The 25,264-nt window shown below is 69.6% G+C and carries 21 protein-coding genes; 6 read left to right on the top strand and 15 right to left on the bottom strand.

The features are described from left to right. Positions 1-44 precede the first annotated feature (44 nt). From BM272_RS05440 to BM272_RS05430, 3 genes are all read right to left on the bottom strand, one after another. Complete coding sequence (locus tag BM272_RS05440; protein WP_093427740.1) at positions 45-1,322, bottom strand: MFS transporter; 1,278 nt, start codon at positions 1,320-1,322, stop codon at positions 45-47. Beyond that, entirely contained in the window at positions 1,319-3,877 is a 2,559-nt protein-coding gene (locus BM272_RS05435) for a putative bifunctional diguanylate cyclase/phosphodiesterase (RefSeq protein WP_093427739.1), read from the bottom strand. The genes BM272_RS05440 and BM272_RS05435 overlap by 4 nt, the downstream gene beginning before the upstream one ends. A gap of 72 nt (positions 3,878-3,949) precedes the next feature. Further along, on the bottom strand, positions 3,950-5,533 hold the full coding sequence (locus BM272_RS05430; RefSeq protein WP_093427738.1) for a peptide chain release factor 3: 1,584 nt from the start codon (positions 5,531-5,533) through the stop codon (positions 3,950-3,952). Between the two features lie 280 nt (positions 5,534-5,813). On the opposite strand from BM272_RS05430, the gene BM272_RS05425 reads away from it, so the two are divergent. Then, positions 5,814-6,800: an ABC transporter substrate-binding protein gene (locus tag BM272_RS05425; RefSeq protein ID WP_093427737.1), complete on the top strand. Its 987-nt coding sequence runs from the start codon at positions 5,814-5,816 to the stop codon at positions 6,798-6,800. Then, positions 6,797-9,253: an EAL domain-containing protein gene (locus BM272_RS05420; protein ID WP_093427736.1), complete on the top strand. Its 2,457-nt coding sequence runs from the start codon at positions 6,797-6,799 to the stop codon at positions 9,251-9,253. The genes BM272_RS05425 and BM272_RS05420 overlap by 4 nt, the downstream gene beginning before the upstream one ends. 6 nt (positions 9,254-9,259) lie before the next feature. Here BM272_RS05420 and rimI read toward each other — a convergent pair whose 3' ends face one another. The 7 genes from rimI to BM272_RS05385 form a co-directional block, all read right to left on the bottom strand. Next, positions 9,260-9,721: a ribosomal protein S18-alanine N-acetyltransferase gene (gene rimI / locus BM272_RS05415; protein ID WP_093427775.1), complete on the bottom strand. Its 462-nt coding sequence runs from the start codon at positions 9,719-9,721 to the stop codon at positions 9,260-9,262. A gap of 16 nt (positions 9,722-9,737) precedes the next feature. Beyond that, the gene (locus BM272_RS05410) at positions 9,738-10,571 is read right to left on the bottom strand and encodes a uracil-DNA glycosylase (RefSeq protein ID WP_240308031.1); all 834 of its coding nucleotides are present in this window, start codon (positions 10,569-10,571) and stop codon (positions 9,738-9,740) included. A 4-nt stretch (positions 10,572-10,575) separates the two neighbouring features. Next, complete coding sequence (locus tag BM272_RS05405) at positions 10,576-12,123, bottom strand: 2-isopropylmalate synthase (RefSeq protein WP_093427735.1); 1,548 nt, start codon at positions 12,121-12,123, stop codon at positions 10,576-10,578. Between the two features lie 461 nt (positions 12,124-12,584). Continuing rightward, entirely contained in the window at positions 12,585-13,352 is a 768-nt protein-coding gene (pssA, locus tag BM272_RS05400) for a CDP-diacylglycerol--serine O-phosphatidyltransferase (protein WP_399348919.1), read from the bottom strand. Positions 13,353-13,368: 16 nt separating this feature from the next. Next, on the bottom strand, positions 13,369-14,385 hold the full coding sequence (gene ilvC, locus BM272_RS05395) for a ketol-acid reductoisomerase (RefSeq protein WP_093427733.1): 1,017 nt from the start codon (positions 14,383-14,385) through the stop codon (positions 13,369-13,371). 62 nt (positions 14,386-14,447) lie between these two features. Then, on the bottom strand, positions 14,448-14,942 hold the full coding sequence (gene ilvN, locus BM272_RS05390) for an acetolactate synthase small subunit (protein WP_093427732.1): 495 nt from the start codon (positions 14,940-14,942) through the stop codon (positions 14,448-14,450). A gap of 1 nt (position 14,943) precedes the next feature. Next, positions 14,944-16,662, bottom strand: a complete 1,719-nt coding sequence (locus tag BM272_RS05385; protein WP_093427731.1) for an acetolactate synthase 3 large subunit — start codon at positions 16,660-16,662, stop codon at positions 14,944-14,946. A gap of 256 nt (positions 16,663-16,918) precedes the next feature. Here BM272_RS05385 and BM272_RS05380 point away from each other — a divergent pair, with 256 nt between their 5' ends. The 4 genes from BM272_RS05380 to BM272_RS05365 all read left to right on the top strand — a co-directional run bounded on the left by BM272_RS05380 (position 16,919) and on the right by BM272_RS05365 (position 21,099). Then, entirely contained in the window at positions 16,919-18,496 is a 1,578-nt protein-coding gene (locus BM272_RS05380; protein WP_093427730.1) for an endonuclease MutS2, read from the top strand. 168 nt (positions 18,497-18,664) lie between these two features. Continuing rightward, the gene (locus BM272_RS05375; RefSeq protein ID WP_093427729.1) at positions 18,665-18,991 is read left to right on the top strand and encodes a DUF3579 domain-containing protein; all 327 of its coding nucleotides are present in this window, start codon (positions 18,665-18,667) and stop codon (positions 18,989-18,991) included. A gap of 3 nt (positions 18,992-18,994) precedes the next feature. After that, on the top strand, positions 18,995-19,342 hold the full coding sequence (locus BM272_RS05370; RefSeq protein ID WP_093427728.1) for a phenylpyruvate tautomerase MIF-related protein: 348 nt from the start codon (positions 18,995-18,997) through the stop codon (positions 19,340-19,342). Between the two features lie 50 nt (positions 19,343-19,392). Beyond that, positions 19,393-21,099, top strand: coding sequence for a proline--tRNA ligase (locus tag BM272_RS05365; RefSeq protein WP_093427727.1), 1,707 nt, complete (start codon positions 19,393-19,395; stop codon positions 21,097-21,099). Here BM272_RS05365 and BM272_RS05360 read toward each other — a convergent pair. The 5 genes from BM272_RS05360 to BM272_RS13990 all read right to left on the bottom strand — a co-directional run bounded on the left by BM272_RS05360 (position 21,096) and on the right by BM272_RS13990 (position 24,935). After that, entirely contained in the window at positions 21,096-21,380 is a 285-nt protein-coding gene (locus BM272_RS05360) for an acylphosphatase (RefSeq protein WP_093427726.1), read from the bottom strand. The two genes, BM272_RS05365 and BM272_RS05360, sit on opposite strands and share 4 nt — an antisense overlap. A gap of 60 nt (positions 21,381-21,440) precedes the next feature. Beyond that, complete coding sequence (locus tag BM272_RS05355) at positions 21,441-22,202, bottom strand: efflux RND transporter periplasmic adaptor subunit (RefSeq protein ID WP_093427725.1); 762 nt, start codon at positions 22,200-22,202, stop codon at positions 21,441-21,443. After that, positions 22,199-23,461 (bottom strand): TolC family protein, encoded by a 1,263-nt coding sequence (locus BM272_RS05350; RefSeq protein WP_159433027.1) that lies wholly within the window; start codon positions 23,459-23,461, stop codon positions 22,199-22,201. The genes BM272_RS05355 and BM272_RS05350 overlap by 4 nt, the downstream gene beginning before the upstream one ends. Before the next feature lie 52 nt (positions 23,462-23,513). After that, complete coding sequence (locus BM272_RS05345) at positions 23,514-24,068, bottom strand: thioredoxin family protein (RefSeq protein ID WP_093427723.1); 555 nt, start codon at positions 24,066-24,068, stop codon at positions 23,514-23,516. Between the two features lie 192 nt (positions 24,069-24,260). Beyond that, complete coding sequence (locus BM272_RS13990; RefSeq protein ID WP_240308030.1) at positions 24,261-24,935, bottom strand: LysM peptidoglycan-binding domain-containing protein; 675 nt, start codon at positions 24,933-24,935, stop codon at positions 24,261-24,263. Between the last annotated feature and the right edge of the window lie 329 nt (positions 24,936-25,264).

The raw sequence follows: 25,264 nt of genomic DNA, 5'->3' as shown, positions 1-25,264 counted from the left end.
CAGCCTCTTTCCTCCTCGTTTCCGGACGGCCCCGGGGCCGCCCCTCAAAGATCGTTCCTGCCTTCCAGTTCCCGTGCCTGGCGGCGCGCCGCCTCCTCGTCCACCCGGCGCAGCAGCAGCCAGCCCACCACGAACAGCAGGGCCACCACCCCCATCCCCGCCCGGGGGGAGCCGGTCACAAGGCCCACGCCGCCCATGAGGGCCGGCCCCAGGACGGCGGCGAACTTGCCGAGCATATTATAGAAGCCAAAGAATTCCGCCGTCCTGTCCCGCGGTATGATGCGGGCATACAGCGATCGGCTCAATGACTGTATGCCGCCCTGGACCAGCCCCACCGCCGCGGCGAGGAGGTAGAACTCCAGCGCCGAATCCAGGTAGGTCGCCCACACGACCACCCCGAGATAGACGGCGATGGCGATCTCGATCCCCCTCCGCGGGCCCAGGCGGGCCCCCAGCCGACCGAAGGCCAGCGCCGCCGGGAAACCCACCGCCTGGGTAAGCAGCAGGGCCAGGATGAGGTCGCCGGTCTCCAGCCCGATGGCCAGGCCGTAGTCCACCGCCATGCGCACGATGGTGTCCACGCCGTCGATGTAGAACCAGTAGGCGGCCAGGAAGAGGACCACCGGCCGCAGCCGCCCCACCCGTCCCAGGGTCGTCTTCAACTCCGCCAGGCCGGCGACGATCCCGCCGCCTCGGGGTCCGAGCATGGGCTCCGGGACCCGGCGCAGCAGGGGCAGGGTAAAGGCCGCCCACCAGCCCGCCGTGATCAGGAAGGCCAGGCGCACCGCCGTGGCCTCCTCGGCCAGGCCGAACCAGCCCGGCTGCAGGGTCATGACCACGGTGAAGGCGAAGAGCAGCCCGCCCCCGAGGTAGCCCAGGGCGTAGCCCAGGGCGGAGACGGCATCGAAGTGGCGCTCCCGGCAGACGGCCAGCAGCATGGCGTCGTAGAAGACCATGCTCCCGGAGAAGCCGATGGCCGCCAGGGTGTAGAGCACCGCGGCCACCGGCCACGCCCCGGCGGGCACCAGGTAGAGGGCGGCGGTGGCCACCACACCCAGACCGGTGAAGGCGGCGAGGAAACGCTTGCGCCCGCCCCCGCCATCGGCCATGGCGCCGAGCAGCGGGGCGCTGGCCAGGATGAGCAGGCTGGCCACGGAGTTGGCCGCCCCCAGCCAGAAGGTGCTCTCGGTGGCCGGGAGGTCGCCGCTCCAGTACTCCTTGAAGAAGATGGGGAAGAAGCCCGCCATCACCACGGTGGCGAAGGCGGAGTTGCCCACGTCATAGAGCGCCCAGGCGTAGACGCGGGCCCGGCGCGGGTTCATTGCGGCTCCGCCGGGGTGAGCGTCTCCGAGGGTCGGCCGGTATGGAAGCCCTGGGCCAGGTCGATGCCGGTCCCGGCCACGGCATTCAGCACCTCCTCGCTCTCCACGAACTCCGCGATGGTCCGGATCCCCAGCTCCTGGGCGAGGTTGCTGATGTTCCGCACGAAGGCGCGGTCCCGGCCGTCGCTGAGCATGTTCACGATGAAGTCGCCCTCGATCTTCACGTAGTCCACCGGGAAGTGCTTGATGTAGTGATAGGAGGAGAACCCGGAGCCGAAGTCGTCGATGGCGAACTTGAAGCCCTCCAGCTTGAGGTCGTTGACGAAGTCCTCCAGCACCTGGAAGTTGCTCACCGTGTCCCGCTCGGTGAGCTCGAAGACCACCCGGCCCGGGTCGATGCCGTAGAACTCCACCAGCCGGCTGGTCTCGCGCAGGAACTCGCCCAGCACCAGCACCCGGGGCGAGAGGTTGATGAAGAGCAGCCCCTGGTAATCGGTCTCCGCCATGCGGGCGAAGGCCTTCTCCATCATCAGATGGTCGAGCTTGTGGATGATCCCCATGCGCTCGGCCACCTCCACGAACTCCCCGGCCCCCATGAGGGTACCGTCCTCCCGACGGATGCGGCTGAGGGTCTCGTGGGCCACCACCCGGCCGGTGGACGCCTCCACGATGGGCTGGAAGACGGGGACCACGTGGTCGGCATCCAGGGCCTGCTGGACCACCCGGCTCTTCTCGCCGATGGCGCGGAAGACCTCCAGCACGTCCTCCTCGGTGGGGTAGCCGATGCGGTTCTTACCCTCGGTCTTGGCCTTGTACATCATGTTGTCGGCGAACATGAAGAGATCCTTGAACTCGGTGGCGTGCTCCGGATAGAACGCGACCCCGATGGAGATGGTGGCGTGGACCTCGTGGCCGTCCGGAGCCGTGAGCGCCACGCCGCTGGCCGCCTCGCGGATGCGCTCGGCCACCTGGTAGGGGGTCCCCTCGTCGCCCTCGCCCAGGATGGCAACGAACTCGTCCCCACCGTAGCGGGCCAGGACATCCCCCTGGCGCACCGAGGCGCGCAGGGTCTCGGCGAAGGCTGCCAGGAAGCGGTCGCCGAAGCCGTGCCCGTAGGTATCGTTGATGGCCTTGAAGTTGTCCAGATCGATGACCAGCACGGCGAAGCCGTAGTCGCCCCGCTCCGCCCGGCCCATCTCGTACTCCAGCAGCTCCCAGAAGACGCGCTGGTTGTAGAGGTCGGTGAGCGGGTCGCGGGTGGCGTAGTACTCCAGGTCCCGGGTGTACTTGTAGATGGCCTTCACCGAGCCCACGACGTTGAGCAGGGTGGAGAGGATGCTCTCCACCACCAGCATGCGCATGTCGTCGCGGACGATGTCGGCCTGCACGCCGATACCGACGATGCCGCCGATCTTGGGCGTCTCCACCAGCAGGGACTTGGTCTGGACCTCGATGGCGTCGGGGTCGATGGCCTCGATGGTGCAGCCGGTCTCGGCCACGTGGTGGTGGACCTGGATCTCCGGCATGGGCTGGAAGTGGGGCTCCTCCGCCATGGCCCGGAAGACGGCCGCCTCGAAGGTCTGGCGGACCTCCTCCGGGGGATGGCAGCGCCAGAAGACCTCCAGATCGAAGACCTCCTCGTCCACCTTGAAGACGGAGAAGAGGCTGTAGGCGTCGACGATCTGGTTGATCTCCAGCAGGAGCTGGCTGACGTACTCCCGCCAGTCCCGCACCACCTCGGAGGTGATGACGAACTTCTCCAGCAGCCGGATCTCGAACTCCAGCAGATCGCGGTCCACGGCGAAGCCGCGCAGCTTCTCCACCAGCTCCTGCATGTTGTCCAGCAGGTGGTCGAGCTCGGCGAAGCCGGGGCTCTGGTCGCGGAAGGCCACCTCTTTGAGGTCGGAGACCTTGTTCACCCGCTCGATGGAGTCCTCCACCACCCCCAGGGCGCGCTTGATCCGGCGATTGAGGAAGAGGCCGACGCCCAGGGCCCCCACCACCGGGAGCGGCGCCAGGAAGGCCAGCACGGTGAGGAAGTCCTCCCGGGCCGAGCGGATCACCGGCTCCAGGTCCTGCTCCACCTCGATGACGCCCAGGGTGTCCCCCACCTCGGCGTTGGTGTGGCAGCGCAGGCACTCCTCACGGGCGTTCAGGGGGTAGAGATAGCGCAGGCCCTGGTCGCGCTCGATGAGCTCCCGCTCCCCGCTGGCGAAGGCGTCCTCCACTTGGGCGTCCATCTCCGGCTGCTCGATGGGCCCGAAGAGCTGCTCCACCCGCTTCCCGCGATAGATCTCGAGATGGTACGGGGTCTCGTCGAAGGTGGCCTGGCTGGCCTGGATGAACGCCTCCAGCTCCTGCCGGGTCCAGCCCTGGCGCATGACCTGGAACATGGAGTTGAAGGTCTGCTCGGCGATGACGTCACTGACGTGGCGGGCATCCTCGCGCACCGTCCGATCGTAGACGGTGGAGACCACGAGATAGAGCGCGATGAAGAGCACCACCGACACCCCCACGGCGACGGTGATGATGAAGCCGCGAATGGTCTTCTGCATGAGCCTGACGGGCGCCGGGCGCCCTCCCTCCCCCACTTGGCGGCCCGGCTGCCCCGGAAGGGGGTGCGAGGTTCAGTGCTCGCGGGTCGCGGAGAAGTGGATATCCGGCCAGCGTTCCTGGGTCAGTTCCAGGTTCACCCGGGTGGGGGCGAGGTAGGTCAGATAGTCGGCGGCATCCAGCGCCAGGTTCTCCGCGGCCTTCTTCCGGAAGCGCTCGAGCTCGTTTTCGTCTTCGGCCTCAACCCAGCGCGCGGTGTGGACGTTCACCGGTTCGAACCGGCACTCGACCTTGTATTCATCCTTCAGGCGCTGGGCGACCACGTCGAACTGTAGCACGCCAACCGCACCCAGAATAAGGTCATTCTTCTCCAGCGGCCTAAAGAACTGGACCGCCCCCTCCTCGGAGAGCTCGGTGAGCCCCTTGACCAGCGCCTTGGAGCGCAGCGGGTCGGCCAGCATCACGCGGCGAAAGAGCTCGGGGGCGAAGTTGGGGATGCCGGTAAACCGCAGCTCCTCGCCCTCGGTGAAGGTATCGCCGATCTGGATGGTCCCGTGGTTGTGCAGGCCGATGATGTCCCCCGGCAGGGCCTCGTCGGCGTGCTCCCGTTCCCGCGCCATGAAGGTGGCGGCGGAGACGTTCTGGCTGGTCTTGCCGGTGCGCGGGTTGTACATCTTCATGCCGCGCCGGTAGCGGCCGGAGTTGATCCGCATGAAGGCCAGCCGATCCCGGTGCTGGGGGTCCATGTTCGCCTGGATCTTGAAGACGAAGCCGGTGAGCTTCTCCTCGTCCGGCTGGACCACCCGGGCATCGGCCTCCCGCGGCTGGGGAGCCGGGGCGTAGTCGACGAAGGTGGAGAGCAGCTCCTCCACGCCGAAGTTGTTCACCGCCGAGCCGAAGAAGACCGGCGTCAGCTCGCCGCGCAGGAAGGGCTCCACCTCGAACTCGTGGCTCGCCCCGCGCACCAGCTCCACCTCCTCGCGCAGGTTCTCCGCCACGTCGGCCCCCAGGACCTCCTCCAGACGCGGATTGTCCAGCCCCTCGATGATCTCGCCGTGGGCGATGCCGCCCTCGTGGCGGGGGGAGAAGAGGTGCACCCGGTCGTGGACCAGGTGGAAGACGCCGCGGAAGGCGCTGCCCATGCCGATGGGCCAGGTCACCGGGGCGCAGCGGATCTTGAGCACCTCCTCGACCTCGTCCAGCAGCTCCGTGGGGTCGCGCCCCTCCCGGTCGAGCTTGTTGATGAAGCTGACGATGGGGGTGTCGCGCAGGCGGCAGACGTCCATGAGCTTGATGGTGCGCTCCTCGACGCCCTTGGCGGCGTCGATGACCATCAGCGCCGAGTCCACCGCCGTGAGCACGCGGTAGGTGTCCTCGGAGAAGTCCTCGTGGCCGGGGGTATCCAGCAGGTTGAGGATGCGCCCGGCGTAGGGGAACTGCATCACCGAGGAGGTCACCGAGATCCCGCGGTCCTGCTCCATGGTCAGCCAGTCGGAGGTGGCGTGGCGGTCCGCCTTGCGCCCCTTCACGGTGCCCGCATTCTGGATAGCCCCCCCGTAGAGGAGCAGCTTCTCGGTGAGCGTGGTCTTGCCGGCGTCCGGGTGGGAGATGATGGCGAAGGTCCGCCGCTCGGCGGTACTCGGGTCGACTTCGGTCATGGCTCCTCCGCCTGCACGCGATTCGTAACCGGCCCATTCTACCCGCCATCGCCGCACCCTTACCACGACCGCTCCCGACCGCCCCGAACCACGGATTGGTGACCGCACGCCGGAAACAATTGTGTCGATCAGGGCGAGTGGGTGCCTGGCGGGTGGTCACCTCCGGCGGCCGGGATATACTGGGGTCTCCGGCAACGGGGTCGAGCACTCCACCCCGGAGTCCCGCGGAGGAGGCAGGGAGGCCGTTATCCGCCATCCGTACGCTTCCGAGACCGTGGACATGGCCCCGAATCCGCTGCGCCTGCTCCTGCTGCTCGCCGCCCTGCTCCTGGCCGGCTGCAGCGATGCCCCCGACGCCCCCCTCGGGGTGGGAGCCAATATCTGGCCCGGCTACGAGCCGCTCTACCTCGCCCGGGAGCGCGGCTACCTCGACCGTAACGCCATCCATCCGGTGGAATACCTCTCCGCCAGCCAGGTCCAGCGCGCGCTGGCCAACGGCACCATCGACGTGGCTGCCCTCACCCTGGACGAGGCCCTGCGGGCGGCCACCGAGATCCCTGAGCTACGGGTCTTCCTGGTCGCGGATATCTCCGCCGGTGGCGATGCCATCATCGCCCGGCCCGAGGTGGAGAGCCTCGAAAACCTGGCCGGCCGCCGGGTGGCGGTGGAAGATACCGCCCTGGGCGCCTACTTCCTCGCCCTCGCCCTGGAGCGGGCCGGCCTGAAACCCACCGAGGTAGAGAAGATACCCTTGCGGGTGAACGAGCACGAGGCGGCGTTCCGACAGGGTACCGTCGAAGCGGCCGTGACCTTCGAGCCGGTGCGCTCCCGGCTCATCCATGCCGGCGGCCAAGTCCTCTTCGACAGCCGCCAGACCCCGGACCGGATCGTGGACGTCCTGGTCACCCGGGAGTCGGTGCTCCAGGAACGGGGGGCGGCCATCGCTGACCTGGTGGCCGCCTGGTTCCGGGCCCGCGCCGATCTTCTCGACCCCGATGACGAGGCCGCCCGGGAATTCGCCGCCCGCCGCGAGGGGGTCGAGCCGGAGGATATCGCGCGGGCCCTGGAGGGGCTGGAGTTCCCGGATCGCACCGCCAATCGCCGCCTGCTGGCCGGCCCGGAACCGGCCCTGGCCGACTCCTGTCGGAAGATGGCCGACTTCCTGGGCACCAATGACCTCCTCTCGACGGAGACCGTCTGCCACCGGGACCCCGCGGCCTTCCTCACCGGGGGGCCGGTCTCGGCCTCCGTGGAGGCCGGGCCATGAGGCGTCCCCCCGTCTCCCTCCGCGCCCTGCTGCCGCTGGTGCTGGCGGGCTTCGCCGTGGCCACGCTGGGCTACAGCCACTGGCGCTTCCTCGACGACGCCGGTAAACAGGCCCAGTCGGGCGCCATGGCGGAGATGGCCCGCCAGCTCGACCAGCTCCAGGCGCAGCTGGAGCACCTCGCCCGCAAGGACGAGCCGTCGCGCATCCGGGAGGTCCTGGCAGCCACCGGTGCCGATCCGGCCCTGACCACCGCCCTGCTCGCCGGCCCCGACGGCACCATCCGGGCCGCCCACCGCCAGGCCTGGGTGGGTCGCGACATGGCCGGGATCCTGGCGGATCGCCCGCCGGTCCGAGGCCTTTCGGAGAGCGGCATCACCCGAACCGGGACGAACATCCACGGCGCCTATCCCGTCATCCTCGACCGCGCCCCCGACGACCTGACTCCCACCGGCATCGGCGAACTCCACCTGATCCGCTCCCTGGAGCGCCCCCTGGCCACGGCACGGGCCGCGGCCTGGCACCAGACCGCCCACCTCTCCCTCTTCCTGCTGGTGGTCGTCGCCGGCCTGGCCCTGGTGCTTCACCGCCAGGTCGGCCAGCGCATGAACCGGCTGACCGCCGCCGCGGACCACTTCGCCGGGGGCGATACCTCGGCCCGCGCCGCCCTCGCCGGACGCGACGAACTCGCCACCATCAGCCGCGCCTTCGATGCCATGGCCGAGCGGGTGGCCAGCACCCACGCGGCCCTGGACGCCGAGCGCGAGCGCGCCCAGGTGACCCTCCACAGCATCGGGGATGCCGTCATCACCACCGACGCCGAAGGCCGCGTGGAATACCTCAACCCGGTGGCCGAGAACCTCACCGGCTGGAGCGTCGGCGAGGCCATCGACCGGGAACTCGACGAGGTCTTCCCGATCTTCAACGAGTTCACCGGCGAACCGGCGGACAATCCGGTACGGCGTTGCCTTGCGTCCGGCACCATCGTCGGCCTGGCCAACCACACGGCGCTGCAAAGCCGGGACGGCCGGGTCATCGCCATCGAGGACTCCGCCGCCCCCATCCGCGACGAGCAGGGCAGGGTCATGGGGGCGGTCATGGTCTTCCACGACGTCAGCGAGAAGCGCGCCCTCACGCAGCAGCTCTCCTGGCAGGCGAGCCACGACCCCCTCACCGGCCTGGTGAACCGACGGGAGTTCGAGCGGCGCCTGGGGGCGCTGCTGGAGGATGCCCGCGCCACCGGCCGCCACCACGCCCTGCTCTTCCTGGACCTGGACCAGTTCAAGGTGGTCAACGATACGGCCGGCCACGCCGCCGGGGACGAGCTCCTGCGTCAACTCCCCCGGGCCCTGCGCGAGCACCTGCGCAGCCAGGATCTGCTGGCCCGCCTGGGCGGCGACGAGTTCGCCCTGCTGCTCCAGGATGCCGATCTGGCCGCGGCCTCGCGGGTGGCGGAGAAGATCCGGGCGGCCGTGGAGGAGTATCGCTTCCACTGGCAGGGCCATCCCTTCCAGGTGGGCGCCTCCATCGGTGTCGCCCTGGTGGAGCCCGACAGCTGCGACGTGACCGATATCATGTCCGCGGCCGATGTCGCCGCCTATACCGCCAAGGACCTGGGTCGCAACCGGGTCCATGTCTGGCAGCACCACGACGATGCCGTCCGCCGCCGTGAGGGGGAGATGCACATCCTCACGGTGCTCTCCGAGGCCCTGGACCGGGACCTCTTCCGGCTGGAGAGCCAGCCCATCCGCCACTTCCAGGAGAACGGGCTGAAGCGCCACGAAGAGGTGCTGGTCCGCCTGATCCACCCGACCAGCGGCGAGCTGCTGACGCCGGACCGCTTCATCCCCGCCGCCGAGCGCTACGGGGTGATGCCCTCCCTGGACCGCTGGGTGATTCGCCACGCCTTTGCGGCCCTGGCCGCCCCGCTGCGCGCCAGCCGGGATGCCAGCGGCCAGCCCACCTGGCTGTTCAACATCAATCTCTCCGGGGCCAGCCTCGGCGATGGCGAGCTGCTGGCGTGGATCCGCGAGCAGACGCGGGAGCATGACCTCCCCCCGGCCGGGGTCTGCTTCGAGATCACCGAGACGGCAGCGGTAGCCAATCTGCTGGAGACGCGCCACTTCATCCACGAGCTGCGGCGGGACGGCTTCCGGTTTGCCCTGGATGACTTCGGCAGCGGCCTCTCCTCCTTCGCCTACCTCAAGGATCTGGAGGTGGACTGGCTGAAGATCGACGGCCATTTCATCCGGGATCTCCTTACCGACCCGGTAGACAGGGCCCTGGTCAGCGCCATCAATCAGGTGGGGCGGGTCATGGGGCTGCGCACCATCGCCGAAGCGGCCGAACGGGAGGAGCAGATCACCGCCCTCGCCGGTATCGGCGTGGACGCCGTCCAGGGTTTCGGGGTTGCCACCCCGCGGAGACTGGAGGAGAGCCTGCCCCCGGCAGGCTGACAGGGATCAGCCGCCGGGGTTTCGGCCCACCAGCTCCCGCCGCAGCACCCAGGCATCCTCCCGACCCGCTTCGGCCGGGTAGTAGCCCTCGCGCACGCCCACGGTCTCGAAACCCTCGGCCTGGTAGAGACCAAGGGCGGCGGCATTGGAGGGGCGGACCTCCAGGAAGGCCTGTTCCGCCCCCGCGAGCCGGCCCTCGGCCAGGAGGGCGCGCAGGAGGAGTCGCCCCACACCCCGACCTCGCTGGTCGGGGGCGGTGCAGAGGTTGAGGATGTGGCACTCCCCGGCGGCGGCCGAGAGCAGGCCGTAGCCGGCGAGGCCCGCGGCCTCCCCCGTGGCCGATGCGACCTCCAGGACCCGGCCGGTATAGCCCACGCGCAGACAGTCCCGGAAGATCCCCTCGGTCCAGGGCTCGTGGTAGGTGGCCTCCTCGATGGTCAGGATCGCCGGGAGGTCCGCCCCCACCATGGGGCGGATGATGGGCTCAGGCGTCACCCCTGTGCTCCGCCAGGGTTTGGCGGGCCAGCTTCAGGTCCGCCCAGGCGCGGGCCTTGTCCGCCGGGTTCCGCAGGAGATAGGCGGGGTGGTAGGTAACCACCACCGGCGTCCCCGTCTCCGGATGGGCGTGGACCTTCCCGCGCAGTTCCCCCAGTCGGGCCTCCCGGCCCAGCAGGTTGGTGGCGGCGATCCGGCCCACGGCGAGGATTACGCCCGGGTCGATGAGCTCGATCTGGCGCCGCAGGTAGGGGGAACAGGCGGCCACCTCCGCCGGCTGGGGGTCGCGGTTGCGCGGGGGGCGGCACTTGAGGATGTTGGCGATGTAGACGCCGCTACCGCGGGCCAGCCCCAGGGCGACGAGCATGGCGTCCAGGAGCTCCCCGGCCCGACCCACGAAGGGCTCGCCGCGGCGATCCTCCTCGGCCCCCGGGGCCTCGCCCACCACCAGCCAGTCGGCGGCGCGGTCGCCCACGCCGAAGACGGTCTGCGTTCGGGACTGGTGGAGGTCGCAGGCGGTGCACTCGGCGACCCGGGCGGCCAGCGGCTCCCAGTCGAGGCGGGCCACGGGATCGGGCGCGGGGACGATAGGTTCCTCCGGCGCACCGGGCGCCCCCTCGGCTGCACCGCCCTCGCCGGCCCTCGACTCGGAGGAGGCCGGCTCATCCCCGGCCTGCGGGGCGGTCGCCGGCTCCTCGGCGCCGACGGGCGCCACCTCGGTGCCTTCGGCCGGCCCGAGCTGCGGCGCCGGGGCATCCGCGCGGCGCTCCCACCGCGGGATCCCCAGCGCCTCCAGCCAGACCCGGCGTCGCCCCTCCTCCACGGCGCTAGACGTCGCCGGCCTGGGGGTGGGAACGCTCCACCGGCGCCATGATCTTGTTCAGGGCATTGATATAGGCCTGGGCGGAGGCGATGACGATATCGACGTCGGCCCCCTGGCCGTTGACGATGCGCCCGCCCCGCTCCAGCCGGACGGTGACCTCGCCCTGGGCGTCAGTGCCGGAGGTGATGTTGTTCACCGAGTAGAGCAACAGCTGGGTGGTGGAGGCCATGACCGCCTCGATGGCGGAGAAGGTGGCATCCACCGAGCCGCTGCCGGTGGCCCGGCCCTGGCGCTCCTCGCCGTCGACCTCCAGGGTGACGGTGGCCTCCGGCGTCTCCCCGGTCTCGGAGCAGACGTGGACGGAGACCAGCTGGACGCGCTGGTTCTCCGCCTCCACCCCGGCCTCGGTGACCAGGGTCTGGAGGTCCTCGTCGAAGATCTCGTGCTTCTTGTCGGCGAGTTCCTTGAATTTGGCGAAGGCGTCGTTGAGTATCGCCTCCGATTCCAGCTCGATGCCGATCTCGGCCAGCCGCGACTTGAAGGCGTTCCGGCCGGAGTGCTTGCCCAGGACCATGCGGTTGGTGTTCCAGCCCACATCCTCGGCGCGCATGATCTCGTAGGTCTCGCGGTGCTTGAGCACCCCGTCCTGGTGGATCCCCGACTCGTGGGCGAAGGCGTTGGCGCCCACGATGGCCTTGTTGGGCTGCGGCTGGAAGCCGGTCACCGACGCCACCAGCTTGGAGCTGGGCACGATCTGGGTGGTATCGATGCGGGTGTTGCAGGGGAAGACGTCCTGGCGCACCTGCAGGGCCATGACGATCTCCTCCAGCGCCGCGTTACCCGCCCGCTCGCCGAGGCCGTTGATGGTGCACTCCACCTGGCGGGCGCCGTTGGTCACCGCCGCCAGGGAGTTGGCCACGGCGAGGCCGAGGTCGTTGTGGCAGTGGCTGGAGAAGGTCGCCCGGTCGCTGTTGGGGACGTTGGCCCGGATGTCGGCGATGAGCTGGCCGAACTGCTCCGGGATGGCGTAGCCCACCGTGTCCGGGATATTGATGGTGGTCGCCCCGGCGTCGATGGCCGCCTCCACGATGCGGTAGAGGAAGTCCGGCTCGGAGCGGCCGGCATCCTCGGCGGAGAACTCCACGTCGTCCACGAAGTCCCGCGCCCGGCGCACGGCGGCCACGGCCCGCTCCACCACCTCGTCCGGCCCCATGCGGAGCTTGTTCTCCATGTGCACCGTGGAGGTGGCGATGAAGGTGTGGATGCGGGCGTGGGCGGCACCGGCCAGCGCCTCCCCGGCACGCTCGATGTCCCGCTCCACGGCGCGGGCGAGGCCGCAGACCGTGCTCTCCTTCACGCTCTCGGCGACGGCCCGGACCGACTCGAAGTCGCCCTCGCTGGCCGCCGGGAAGCCGGCCTCGATGACGTCCACCCGCAGCCGCTCGAGCTGCCGGGCGATACGGATCTTCTCTTCGCGCGTCATGGAAGCGCCGGGACTCTGCTCCCCGTCGCGAAGGGTGGTATCAAAGATGGTGAGATGTTCCTGACTCATGGGGATTCCTCCAGCCGAAAGGCCATGGTAATCGAGGCGCCTCGCCGCTCCAACGGGTCGGGCGGGCTGCATACGTCACACGGGGGGAGAGGGGTCGAGATCTATAGCCGCCGCAGCGGCAGCAGTCGCAGGCTGGTCAGGAGGGGCGCGACCGCACGATCGCCGCCGGGGCGACGATCGCTGTATGCGTTGTTGTGCGGTGCGCGGATGGCCATGGGGTACGGGGTTCCAGGGCGAATCTGGACTTAGTATAAATCGCATTTGCGACTTCGCCAACCCCCGGCTGGTGGCCCGCAGGTTCATGGCAAGGAGACCCGAATACAGCCTGTGCCGGGAGTCCGAGGGCGACAGGGCAGGGCCTCGACGGCAGGGATGCCGTCGTGGAGCCTACATGGACGTATGTACGGCGTCCCTGCCCTGTCGCCCTCGGACTCCCGGCACAGGCTGGCTCCCGACGCCCCTCAGGAACCGGAACGCCGCGCCCGCTCCCGCCGCCGGTGGCGCAGGGAGCGCAGGGTCTCCACCGGGCCGCTGGCAGCATAGATGAGGGCGGCGCCGAAGAGCACCTGCGGCGGGTCCAGGGCCACCAGGACAAAGATCAGGACGATGACCAGCAGCGCCACGAAGGGCACCCGGCCCCGGAGGTCGAAGTCCTTGAAGCTGCGATAGCGGAGGTTGGAGACCATGAACAGGCCCGCCAGGACGGTGAGCACCGCCGCCGGGATGGCCAGTTCTGCCGGGTCGAACCCGTAGGCCGGCACCGCCCAGACCATCCCCGCCAGCAACGCCGCCGCCGCCGGCGAGGCCAACCCCTGGAAGTGGCCGCGATCGGCATGGGCCACCTGGGTATTGAACCGGGCCAGCCGCAGGGCGGCCGACGCCACGTAGACGAAGGCCGCGAGCCAGCCCACCTTGCCCAGGTCTGTGAGCGCCCACTGATGGACCACCAACGCCGGGGCCAGGCCGAAGGAGATGAGATCGGCGAGGCTGTCGAACTGGACGCCGAAATCGGTCTGGGTGTTGGTCAGCCGGGCGACCCGGCCGTCCAGCCCGTCCAGGATCATGGCCACGAAGATGGCGACCGCCGCCGTGCGGTGGTCGCCCCCCATGGCGCTGATGATGGCAAAGAAGCCGGCGAACAGCGCCGCCGTGGTCAGCAGGTTGGGGAGCAGATAGATGCCGCGGCGGCGGCCCGGCTCCCCGCTGGAGCTCTCGTCGTGTGGCACGATTCCCGTCAGGGGGCCCCTAGTTCTTGGACCGGTCGACGATCTTGTTGGAGGCGATCCAGGGCATCATGCCGCGCAGCCGCTCGCCCACCTGCTCGATCTGGTGCTCGGCGCCGAGACGGCGGTTGGCCTTGAGGACCGGGGCATTGGCCTGGTTCTCGGCGATCCACTCCCGGGCGAACTCGCCGTTCTGGATCTCGGTGAGGATCTCGCGCATGGACTCCTTGGTGTACTCGTCCACCACCCGCGAACCCCGGGTGAAGTCCCCGTACTCGGCGGTATTGGAGATGGAGTAGCGCATATTGGCGATGCCGCCCTCGTACATGAGGTCGACGATGAGCTTGAGCTCGTGGAGGCACTCGAAGTAGGCCATCTCGGGGGCGTAGCCGGCCTCCACCAGGGTCTCGAAACCGGCCTTGACCAGCGCCGAGGTGCCGCCGCAGAGGACCGCCTGCTCGCCGAAGAGGTCGGTCTCGGTCTCCTCGCGGAAGCTGGTCTGGATGACGCCGGCGCGACCGCCGCCGTTGGCGGAGGCGTAGGCCAGGGCAATATCCCGGGCCTGACCGGAGCTGTCCTGCTCCACGGCGATGAGGCTCGGCACACCGCCGCCCTGGGTGTAGGTGGAGCGGACCAGGTGGCCGGGGCCCTTGGGCGCGATCATGATGACGTCCAGGTCGGCACGCGGCTCGATCTGGCCGTAATGGATATTGAAGCCGTGGGCGAAGGCCAGGGCGGCACCCTGGCGCAGATTGGGCTCGATGTGCTCGGCGTAGAGGGCGCCCTGGTGCTCGTCGGGGGCCAGCACCATGACCAGGTCGGCGCCGGCGACGGCATCGTCCAGGGACTGGACGGTGAGGCCGGCCTGCTCGGCCTTGGCCGCCGAGGCGGAGCCGGGGCGCAGGCCGACAACCACGTCCACGCCGGACTCCTTGAGGTTGTTGGCGTGGGCGTGGCCCTGGGAGCCGTAGCCCAGGATGGCCACCTTGCGCTTCTGGATCAGGGAGAGGTCGGCGTCTTTGTCGTAGAAGATGTTCACGGTCGCGCTTCCTTCAACGGAATAAGGGTTTAAGGGTTCGGTTCGTTCGTTCTCGCGGGCCGTCAGAGGCGCAGGGCGCGTTCGCCCCGGGCGATGCCCATGACCCCCGAGCGCACGGTCTCCAGGATGCTCGTCTGCGGCAGGGCCTGGAGGAAGGCGTCCACCTTCTCGGCATCGCCGGTGAGCTCGATGGTATAGGTATTCTCGGTCACGTCCACCACGCGGCCCCGGAAGATATCGGCCAGCCGCTTGAGCTCCTCGCGGGCGTCACCGTCGGTGGCGCGGACCTTCACCAGCATCATCTCGCGCTCGATGTGCGGCCCCTCGGCCAGCTCCATGAGCCGGACCACGTCCACCAGCTTGTTCAGCTGCTTGACGATCTGCTCGATGATCTCCTCGGAACCACTGGTGACCAGGGTCATCCGGGAGAGGCTGGGGTCCTCCGTGGGGGCCACGGTGAGGGACTCGATATTGTAGCCGCGGGCGGAGAACAGCCCGGCCACCCGGGAGAGCGCCCCGGACTCGTTCTCCATGAGGATGGCGATGATGTGGCGCATGTCAGGCGAGCTCCCGGTCGGGGGACAGGTGCATCTCGTGGTGCCCCTTCCCCGCCTCGATCATGGGGTAGACGTTCTCGGTCTGGTCGGTAATGAAGTCCAGGAAGACCAGCCGGTCCTTCATGGCGAAGGCCTCGCGCAGGGCGCCCTCCACGTCGCCGGGCCGCTCCACCCGCAGACCGGTGTGGCCGTAGGCCTCGGCCAGGCGGACGAAGTCGGGCAGGGCGTCCATGTAGGAGTGGCTGTAGCGGCTCTCGTAGAAGAACTCCTGCCACTGCCGCACCATGCCCATGTAGCGGTTGTTCAGGTTGATGATCTTCAGCGGCAGCATGTACTGCAGGCAGGTGGAGAGCTCCTGGATGCACATCTGGATACTCGCCTCGCCGGTTACGCAGGCTACGTCCGCCTGCGGGTCGGCGAGCTGGGCACCAATGGCGGCTGGCAGACCGAAGCCCATGGTCCCCAGGCCGCCGGAATTCAACCAGCGCCGCGGCTTGTTGAAGCCGTAGAACTGCGCCGCCCACATCTGATGCTGGCCCACGTCGGAGCTGACATAGGCATCGCCGCCGGTGACCTCGGCCAGCTTCTCGATGACCATCTGCGGCTTGATGAGCTCGCTGCTGCGGTCGTAACCCAGACAGTTCAGGCTCCGCCACTGCTCGATCTGGCCCCACCACTCCTTGAGAGCCGCACCGTCCGGATGCCGGTCGCCACTGCGCATGAGTCGCAGCATCTCCTGGAGGACCTGGTCGGTGTCGCCGACGATGGGGACATCCACACGCACGTTCTTGGAGATGCTCGAGGGATCGATATCCAGGTGGATGATCCGGGCGTTGGGCGAGAAGTGCTCGGTGTTGCCGGTGACGCGATCGTCGAAGCGCGCGCCCACGGCGAACAGCACATCGCACTCGTGCATGGCCATGTTGGCCTCGTAGGTCCCGTGCATGCCGAGCATGCCGAGGAACTGCGAGTCCGAGGCCGGGTAGGAGCCCAGCCCCATGAGGGTCTGGGTAATGGGGTAGCCCAGCTCCCGGGTGATCTCGGTAAGCGCCGCCGAGGCCTCACCGAGGACCACACCGCCGCCGGTGTAGATCATGGGCCGCTTGGCGGAGAGGAGCAGGTCCACCGCCCGCTTGATCTGGCCCGGATGGCCGCGCGTCACCGGATTGTAGGAGCGCAGGCTCACACTGGACGGATAGGTATAGGGGATCTTCACCGACGGGTCGGTGACATCCTTGGGCACGTCCACCAGCACCGGACCGGGGCGGCCGCTGGTGGCGATGTGGAAGGCCTTCTTCAGGGTGCTGGCCAGGTCGCGAACATCCTTGACCAGGAAGTTGTGCTTCACGCAGGGCCGGGTAATGCCCACCGCGTCCACCTCCTGGAAGGCGTCGGAGCCGATGACCCCGGTGGGCACCTGGCCGCTGATCACCACCATGGGGATGGAGTCCATGTGGGCGGTGGCGATGCCGGTCACGGCGTTGGTCACGCCGGGCCCCGAGGTGACCAGCATCACCCCCGGTTTCCCGGTGGCCCGGGCATAGCCGTCGGCCGCGTGGCCGGCACCCTGCTCGTGGCGTACCAGGATGTGCCGGATGTCCTGCTGGCCGTGGAGGGCATCATAGATATGCAGCGCCGCCCCGCCGGGATAGCCGAAGATGTATTCCACACCTTCGTCCCGCAGGAACTGGACGATGATCTCGCCGCCGCTCAACTCCACTGGCAATTCCCCCGCAAATCGCCGCCACTGGCGGCACGAATGTGAACCGTCAAACGTACTGTCAACCGACCGACGGGTCAACCGATACCCGTCCCGGGAACTGCCCCTGGAGTGCTGTGGATGGGGCAAGCAGTACCAGTCCGCCGGGCCTGTTCCTGGAGAACAACCCGACCCTGGAACAGGATCCCGTCGGCGGTTTTTCCGACCCCGGTACCGTGCTAGCCTCTCCCTACCCACACGGTCGGGAATAGGCCCCATGGAGAGCGATCTCAAGTCCCTGGAATTCGACGGCATCCGCCGTCTCTTGGAGAAGCTGGCCGCGACGCCCTACGGCGCGGAGGCCTGCCGCAACCTCGCCCCGGCGCCCAGCCGCGACGGCGCCCGCCGCATGCAGGAGGCGATCTCCGCCGCGCGCGCCGCCATCGAGGCCGGCGACGGCCCGCCGCTGCCCGAGCTCCCGGATGTCCGGCCGGCCCTGCGCCAGGCCCGGACCCCGGGGGCGGCGCTGGCGGTGACGGCGCTGGAGAATCTCCGCACCCTGTTGCGCGCTGGTTCGGACCTCAACGACTTCCTGGGCCGCCATCCGGCCCTCCACCCCAGCGGGGCCGGCAACCTGGAACTGCCCGCGCCGCTGGTGGCGCGGCTGGACGAGGTACTGAGCAGCACTGGCAAGCTGCGCGAGGATGCCTCCGAGGAGCTGGGCCGCCTCCACGGCGAGCGCCGCTCCCTGGGCGAAGAGGCCACCGAGTCGGTGCGCAAGCGCCAGGACAAGCGCGACCTGCGCGACGCCGTGGACGACCCGAAGAAGGTGACCTGGCACGGCCCCCGGGCGGCCATCACCCTGCGCGCCACCCACGCCGACGGCGTCAAGGGTGTGCGCCGGGGCACCGCCATGGGCGGCCGGGACGTCATCATCGAGCCGGTGGAGGCGGTGGCAGTGAACAACCGGCTGGAGGCCATGGACGGACGCATCCAGGCGGAGGAGCAGCGCCTGCTGCGCGAGGTCACCGACACGGTGCGCGAACACGCCGATACCCTGGACCGGCTGGTGACCGCCGTCACCTGGGTGGACCTGGCCACCGCCGGGGCCCAGCTCTCCATCCATCTGAACGCCCATGCCCCGATCCTGGCCGACCAGCCGGGGCTACGGCTCAACGAGGCCTACCACCCCCTGCTACTGCTCCAGTTCGCCGAGGGCACCGGGCCGCAGCCGGTGCCGCTGACCATCGAGCTGGACGATACCAACCGCATGCTGGTCATCACCGGCCCCAACACCGGCGGCAAGACGGTGGTGCTGAAGACCCTGGGACTGCTGGTAACCATGGCCCACTGCGGCCTCCACGTCCCGGCGGAGGGCGAGTGCACCATCGGCGCCTACGACCGGGTGCTGGTGGACGTGGGCGATCCCCAGGACCTCTTCCACCACCTCTCCACCTTTGCCGGCCACGTGGAGAAGCTCAAGCGCATCCTGGACGAGGCGGACAACAGTACCCTGGTCCTCATGGACGAGCTGGGCACCGGCACCGACCCCGAGGAGGGGGCGGCGCTGGCCATGTCGGTGCTGGACGAGCTCTCCGGCCGCGGGGTTCAGGGCATCGTCAACACCCACCTCTCGCCGCTCAAGGACTACGCCGAGAGCGCCGAGTACGTGGTCAACGCCTCCATGCGCTTTGATCACGACGCCCTCGCCCCCACCTACCAGCTGGCCGTGGGGGAACCCGGGCGCTCCCTGGGGCTGCTCATCGCCGAGCGCAACGGGCTGGCCCCGGAGCTGGTGGGCCGCGCCCGGGACCACCTCCAGCGGATCGCCCGGCGGCCCGCCGACGCCGGCTGACGGGCCGCCCCGCCGCCAGAGTGTGAACGGGGCCGCATTCCGGGCCTTCCCGCAAGGGAATTCGACCGTTCCCCCTGTACCATAAGCCGGCCGGATCCTTTAGACTCGATCCGGCAGGGTGGGCCCGGTGCCCGCGGTCTGGACGCAACAGCGAGCCGAACTATCCCCATGTCATCCGCCAAGGCCGACGTCGAACTCCCCGAACCCGCCGATGCCCGTCGTCAGGGCAAGGTCTACATCGTCCAGGGGACGACCAACGAGGGCCGGAAATTCCGGCCCAGTGACTGGGCCGAGCGCATGAGCGGCGCGCTGTCGACCTTCGACGGCGGCCGCATCCACTACTCGCCGATGCTGCGGCCCATCGCCTTCAACGGCGTCAAGTCCATCGTGGTCCACCCGGACCTGGAGCAGTCCCAGCCGGACCTGTTCCGGTACATCATGGATTTCGCCCACGCCAACGACCTGCGTATCACCGAGGCCGACAGCGAGGACTGACCCATGCCCTATCTCGCCTTCCGCACCAACGTCGCCCTGGACGAGAGCGCCGCCGAGGACCTGAGCCGGCGCGCCTCCGCCACCGTGGCCGCGGAGCTGGGCAAGCCCGAGGGCTACGTCATGGTCGAGGTGACCCCCGGCGTGAACCTGCGCTTCGGCGGCTCCACCGAGCCGGCGGCCTACCTGGAGCTCAAGAGCCTGGGGCTGCCGGAGGAGCGCACCGCCGACCTCTCGGCCACCCTGTGCGACCTGGCCGGGGAGTTCGACATCCCCGCCGAGCGCATCTATATCGAATTCGCCGGCCCCGCCCGGCACCTCTGGGGCTTTCGGCGGACCACCTTCGCCGGCTGACGCCGCCCCACCCCGACAACCCGATTTCCACCGGCTCCGGAGGCACCGCCATGCGGACCACCAACCTGCTCATGCCCACGCTGCGGGAAGACCCCGCGGATGCCGAGATCGCCAGCCACCAGCTGATGCTGCGCGCCGGCTACATCCGGCGCCTGGCCGCCGGCCTCTACACCTGGATGCCGCTGGGGCTGCGCGTGCTGCGCCGGGTGGAACAGGTGGTGCGCGAGGAGATGGACCGCGCCGGGGCCCAGGAGGTCCTCATGCCGGCCATCCAGCCGGCGGAGCTGTGGGAGGAGTCCGGCCGCTGGGACCAGTACGGGCCCGAGCTGCTGCGACTGCGCGACCGCCATGAGCGCGACTTCTGCTACGGCCCCACCCACGAGGAGGTCATCACCGACCTGGTCCGCAACGAGGTGGCCAGCTATCGCCAGCTTCCGCTGAACCTCTACCAGGTCCAGACCAAGTTCCGGGACGAGGTCCGGCCGCGCTTCGGCATCATGCGCGCCCGGGAATTCCTGATGAAGGATGCCTACTCCTTCCATCTGGAGCAGGAATCCCTGGAGGCCACCTACCAGGCGATGCACGACGCCTATTGCCGGATCTTTCAGCGGCTGGGCCTGGACTTCCGTCCCGTGGAGGCGGATACCGGGGCCATCGGCGGCCACACCTCCCACGAATTCCACGTCCTGGCCGAGTCCGGCGAGGATGCCATCGCCTTCTCCGACGGGGGCGAGTACGCCGCCAACGTGGAGCTGGCCGAGGCGGTGGCCGAGGGCGAGCGCCCCGCCCCCGCCGAGGAGCTGCGCACGGTGGAGACCCCCGGGATGAAGACCATCGCCGACCTGGTGACCAACCACGGCATCCCGGTGGAGCGGACGGTGAAGACGCTGCTGGTCCGGGGCGCCGAGGGCGGCCTGGTGGCCCTCATGGTCCGGGGCGACCACGAGCTCAACGAGGTGAAGGCGGAGAAGCTGCCCGCCGTGGCCGAGCCGCTGACCATGGCGGAAGAGGCCGACATCCGGGCCGCTGCCGGGGCCGGCCCCGGCTCCCTGGGGCCGGTGGGGCTGGAGGTCCCGATCATCGTCGACCACGCCGTGGCCGCGCTGGCCGACTTCACCGCCGGCGCCAACCGTGATGGCGAGCATCTGTTCGGCATCAACTGGGGGCGCGACCTCCCCGAGCCGGAGACCGCCGACCTGCGCAACGTGGTCGCCGGCGATCCCAGCCCGGCCGGCGACGGCCGGCTGCAGATCCGCCGGGGCATCGAGGTGGGCCACATCTTCCAGCTGGGCAGCAAGTACAGCGAGGCACTGGGCGCCACGGTCCTGGACGAGGAGGGCCGGCAGCGGACCCTGACCATGGGCTGCTACGGCATCGGCGTCTCCCGCGTGGTGGCCGCCGCCATCGAACAGAACCACGACGAGCGCGGCATCGCCTGGCCGGACGAACTGGCCCCCTTCCGGGTGGCCCTCTGCCCCATCCAGCCCGGCCGCAACGCCGAGGTGGCCGAGACCGCCGAGCGGCTCTACCGCGAACTCTCCGAGGCGGGCGTCGAGGTGCTGCTGGACGACCGCGGTGAGCGGCCGGGAGTGATGTTCGCCGACATGGAGCTCATCGGCATCCCCCACCGCGTCACCATCGGCGGCAAGGGGCTGGAACGCGGGGTGGTGGAGTACCAGTCCCGCAGCGGGGAGGCGGCCGGCGAGATCCCGCTGGCAGAGGCCACCGGCACCCTGCTCGAAAGGCTCGGCGCCTAACCGGTCGAGAAGTGCGCCGGCGCCGGGTCCGCCTCCCGCAGCTCGCAGCGCACATCCTCCACCTGGGCCGCGGCCGGCCCCTTCCAGAGCCAGGAGATCATCTCGTCCCGGGCCGCCTCGGGCCCGCAGATGAGCACCTCCACACTGCCGTCATCGCGATTGCGGGCGTGGCCGGTGAGGCCCAGCCGGCCCGCCTGATCGGCGGCGGAGGCCCGGAAGAAGACCCCCTGCACGTGGCCGCGGACCACACAGCGCTGGCAGGTGTTCCCGTGCGTCGACATCGTGGCTCCCCCCCTGCGGCTTGTGGACCTCCCGAGGGTGGCACAGCAACCGGCGGCCCGCTACTCGGGCAGCTCCAGGGTCACCGCCTGGCCGGGGCGCCAGTCCTCCGGGGCGTCCCCGGAGAGGGCCAGGCGCACCCGCCAGCCGTCCCCCACGGTCTCCACCCGGCGGATCACGCCCTCCGCCCGGCTCCCCGCCCGGGTGACCGGTACGGTCGCCCCTTCGGCGAGATCCCCGGCATGGTCGTCCCCCACGCGGGCTACCGCCGCCAGGCCACCGTCGGCGGGGCGCAGGCGCACCAGCGTGCGCACCCGATCCCGGTTGCTCACCGCCATGCCGGGATGGGCCTCCACGGCGAGGACCGTCCCCGCTACCGGCGCCTGCAGGCGGCTGTAGGCGCGGTCCAGGCGGGCCCGTTCGTGGGCGGCCACCGCCTCCCGGTAACTGGCCTCGGCTGCTGAGGCCTCGTTGATGGCGATCTGGAGATCGTGCTCGGAGAGCTCCGTGCGGTCGAAGAGCGTCTGGGCGCGTTCCTGCTCCCGCCGCGCCTCGTCCCGGGCGAGCTTCGCGGCCTCCATGCGCGCCCGGGTGGCGGCCACCCCGGCGGCCAGGCCGGATTGCTCCAGCCGTAACAGCTCCTCGCCGGCCTTCACCCGATCGCCGGGGGCCACGTGGACCTCGGTGATCACGCCGGACAGCGGGACGCCGAGGGACTGCTCCGTCGCCCCGACCAGGCGGGCCGGGTGGTCGGCGGCCAGGCCCGTGGTCGGCGCGAGCAGGGCCGTGAGCAGGATGGTGGCAAGGGCGAAGTTCCGGTTCATGGTGCCTCCTCCCGGGAATCGGTTCGGGGTAGCCGGCCGCGCAGGGCGTCGATACGCGCCCAGGCCATGGCGATACTGAAGGCCGCCTCGGCCTGCCGGCGCTGGGTGGCGGTGAGGTTGACCATGGAGTCGCCCAGGTCGGCCTGGACCTCCATCTCGTAGAGTTTGCGGGCGTAGGAGAGGTACTTCTCGCGGTAGTCCCGCTCGGTATTGGCCGCCTCGCGATCGCCGGCCAGGTTGTCCAGGTCCTGCCACGCCTCCAGGGTCGCCTGCTCCAGCTCCATCTCCGTCCGGCGCAGGCGGGCCCGCGCCTCGCGCAGCCGCGCCCGGGCCGCATCCTCGGCCGCCCCTGCCTCGCCCCCCTGATAGAAGGGCACATCCAGGCGCAGTGCCGCCTCCCAGTCGTAGCGGGACTTCAGGGTCCGCGACCAGGCGTAGGTGGAGAGTTCCAGGTCCAGGCTGGGGTCGTTGAGGGAGCGGGCCTGCTGGATCTCTGCCCGCGCCGCGGCCACCTCCCGCCGCAGGGCCGCCAGTTCCGGATTCCCGGCCCGCACGGCCTCGCGCAGTTCCGCCAGGTCGGGGACTTCCCGGCCCAGCTCGGGCAGCGGCGGCGGCCGAAGGTCGGAGGAGAGCTCTCCCGGGCGATTCAGGGCATTGGCCAGCCGGGCACGGGTTCGGCGCTTGTGGCTGCGCGCCGTATTGCGCTCGGCCAGCGCCTGCTGGTACTCCGCCTCCTTCTCGGCCAGCTCCACGTCAGAGACCTGGCCGAGTTCGTGGCGATCCCGCATGCGATCCACCTCGATGAAGACGATGGCCATGCGTTCGTCGGCGCGGTTGGCCTCCAGGTCCGCCAGCAGGACATCGAAATAGCGCCGCATGATGGTCAGGCGGCGCGACTGGCGCGCCGTAAGCACCCGCTCTTCGGCCGCCTCGGCCCGGGCCCCTTCGGCCTCTCGCGCCGCCTCGGTGGCCCCGGAGTCGTACAGGGTCCGGGTGAGGTAGGCGCGGGCGTAGTGGTCATCAGCCGAGGCCTCGTCGTAATAGTCCGAGGGCAGCCCCACCTCGGCGGCTCGCGCCTCCACGCCGAGCTCCCAGCCCTTGCCACTGGCCGCTCGCCGCTCATTGGCACGCGCGCCCTCCAGGCGGGCCCGGGCAACGGCCAGATCGGGGTGATCGGAATCCGCCTCTTCCAGGGCCCGCTCCAGAGTCAGTGGTTCGGGTAGCGGCTCGGGTTCCGCCGCCGGCTCTTCCTGGGCCATCACCGGCCCTGCGAACAGGGCCAGAACGAGCGTCAGAAACCGGCGGCGGCCCTCAGTAATAGCTCGCGCCGCCATCATCGCCGCCGGCGTCCTGCTGGCTCTGCCGATACTTCGGGAAGGGCTGTTCCCGATAGGCTTCCTCGACCACGTAGCGACCCATGGTCAGGAACTCCTCGATCCCGGAGGTCTTGCCGGTGTAGCGGTAGATCCGCTCCCCCTCCAGGTCGAAGAAGGCAAGGACCGGAGTGGCGCGAACGCGATGGCGCTCGAAGGCGAAGTCCTTCTGGGACATGGACTCCCCATCAAAGGCCTTCACCGGGACATCACCCTCGATATCCACCTTGAAGCTCAGGAAGTTCTCCCGGTAGTACTCCTGGACCTCGGTCTGATTGAGGACGTTCTCGCGCATCCAGTGGCAGAAGGGGCATTCATCCATCTCGAAGAAGATGAAGATCCCCTCCTTGCCCTCGTCCCGGGCCCGCTGGAGCTCCTGGTCGAACTCGTTCCAGGTATCGTTGAAGAAGTGCTCATCCGGGTCCTTCTCCGCCGCCGCCGGGGCGGCCACGAAAAGCCCGATGATCACCAGTGCGGCAATCCACCAGCGCATGGCGCTCCTCCTCTCTCCTTGGTCATGGGTGGACCTGTCGGTCCATTCTCTTGTTCTCACGGACTTCGACCGACCATGAGCGGCCGGGTTCCCCTGGTCGGCCCTCCGTCCGCGGAAGACCGGACATGAAAAAGGGGCCCGCAGGCCCCCTTGTTCTACCGGGCCCGCACCGAGGCGCGGGCTTACGGCAACCTACCGACGCAGGTAGCGCATATCGGACTGCTCGGTCCGACCCAGGCTCCACTCGCCGCGAGTCCGCGCGTGCTCCACGGCGGCCTCGACCTCGGCGCGGGAATAGTCACGCCGGATGGAGAACCGCTGCCCGGGATGGATGAGGTCGGCATCCTCGATCCGGTCGCGGTTGGCCTTGAAGATCAGCGGCCACTGGTAGGGGTCGTCGTAGATGGTGGCCATACCGGCGATACCCCAGAGGGTGTCACCCCGCTCGACGGTATAGGAGCCGGAGCCGCTGCCGGACACCGCCGGCCCCATCACCTCACCGGATACGTCATCCGCGGCACCCTCGGCCGGGATGTTCTTGCCCTCTTCGAAGAGCCGCTCCTGCTCGTTGCACTGCTCCATGCCCTGCTCGGCCTGGAAGAGGGCCTCGTTGGCCAGCTCTTCCGCCTCGGCGTATTCACTGGCGTCGGCGGCATCCTCGGCCTCGGTAAGGATGGACTCGGTGTCCCGCCAGAGACAGCCGCGGTCATCCGCCTTTTCGATGGCGGCCCGGGCCTCGCTGATGGCCCGATCGGCGGCGCTCTCCGCACCGGTGGTCTCATCCCCTTCCGAGGGAGAGCCGGCACAGCCGGCGGCCATCAGGATGGCAGCGGTCAGTCCCGCATAGTTCCAAATGCGCATTTTCATCGCTTCGACTCCAAGTCTTGCGGTGTTCACCGGCGCCCGCCCGGGACGCCCTGCCTGTTGCTCGCTCTACACCCCGAATTCTAAACGAATCCCCCGAAGTGGCAAACGTTCCCCATCCGGGTGTGCTAGGAATTCCCGGCCTGGTGCGCCAAGTGGCGGGCCTCGTCGGCCCGTTCCCGGGCCTGCCCGTACCTGCCGGCTTCCAGCGCCTGTCGCGCTTCCCGAAGCAGACGCCTGGCCCGCTGCCGGGTCGTCGGCGTCATGTCATCCCCCGCCGCTCTCACCGCCTGGCGGGCGTCGCTCATGGCCTGGACCGGTGGTGAACCGGC

The organism is Thiohalospira halophila DSM 15071 (assembly GCF_900112605.1).
In the GTDB taxonomy this organism is placed as follows: Bacteria; Pseudomonadota; Gammaproteobacteria; order Thiohalospirales; family Thiohalospiraceae; genus Thiohalospira; species Thiohalospira halophila.
This window is presented reverse-complemented; position numbering and strand designations above follow the sequence as displayed.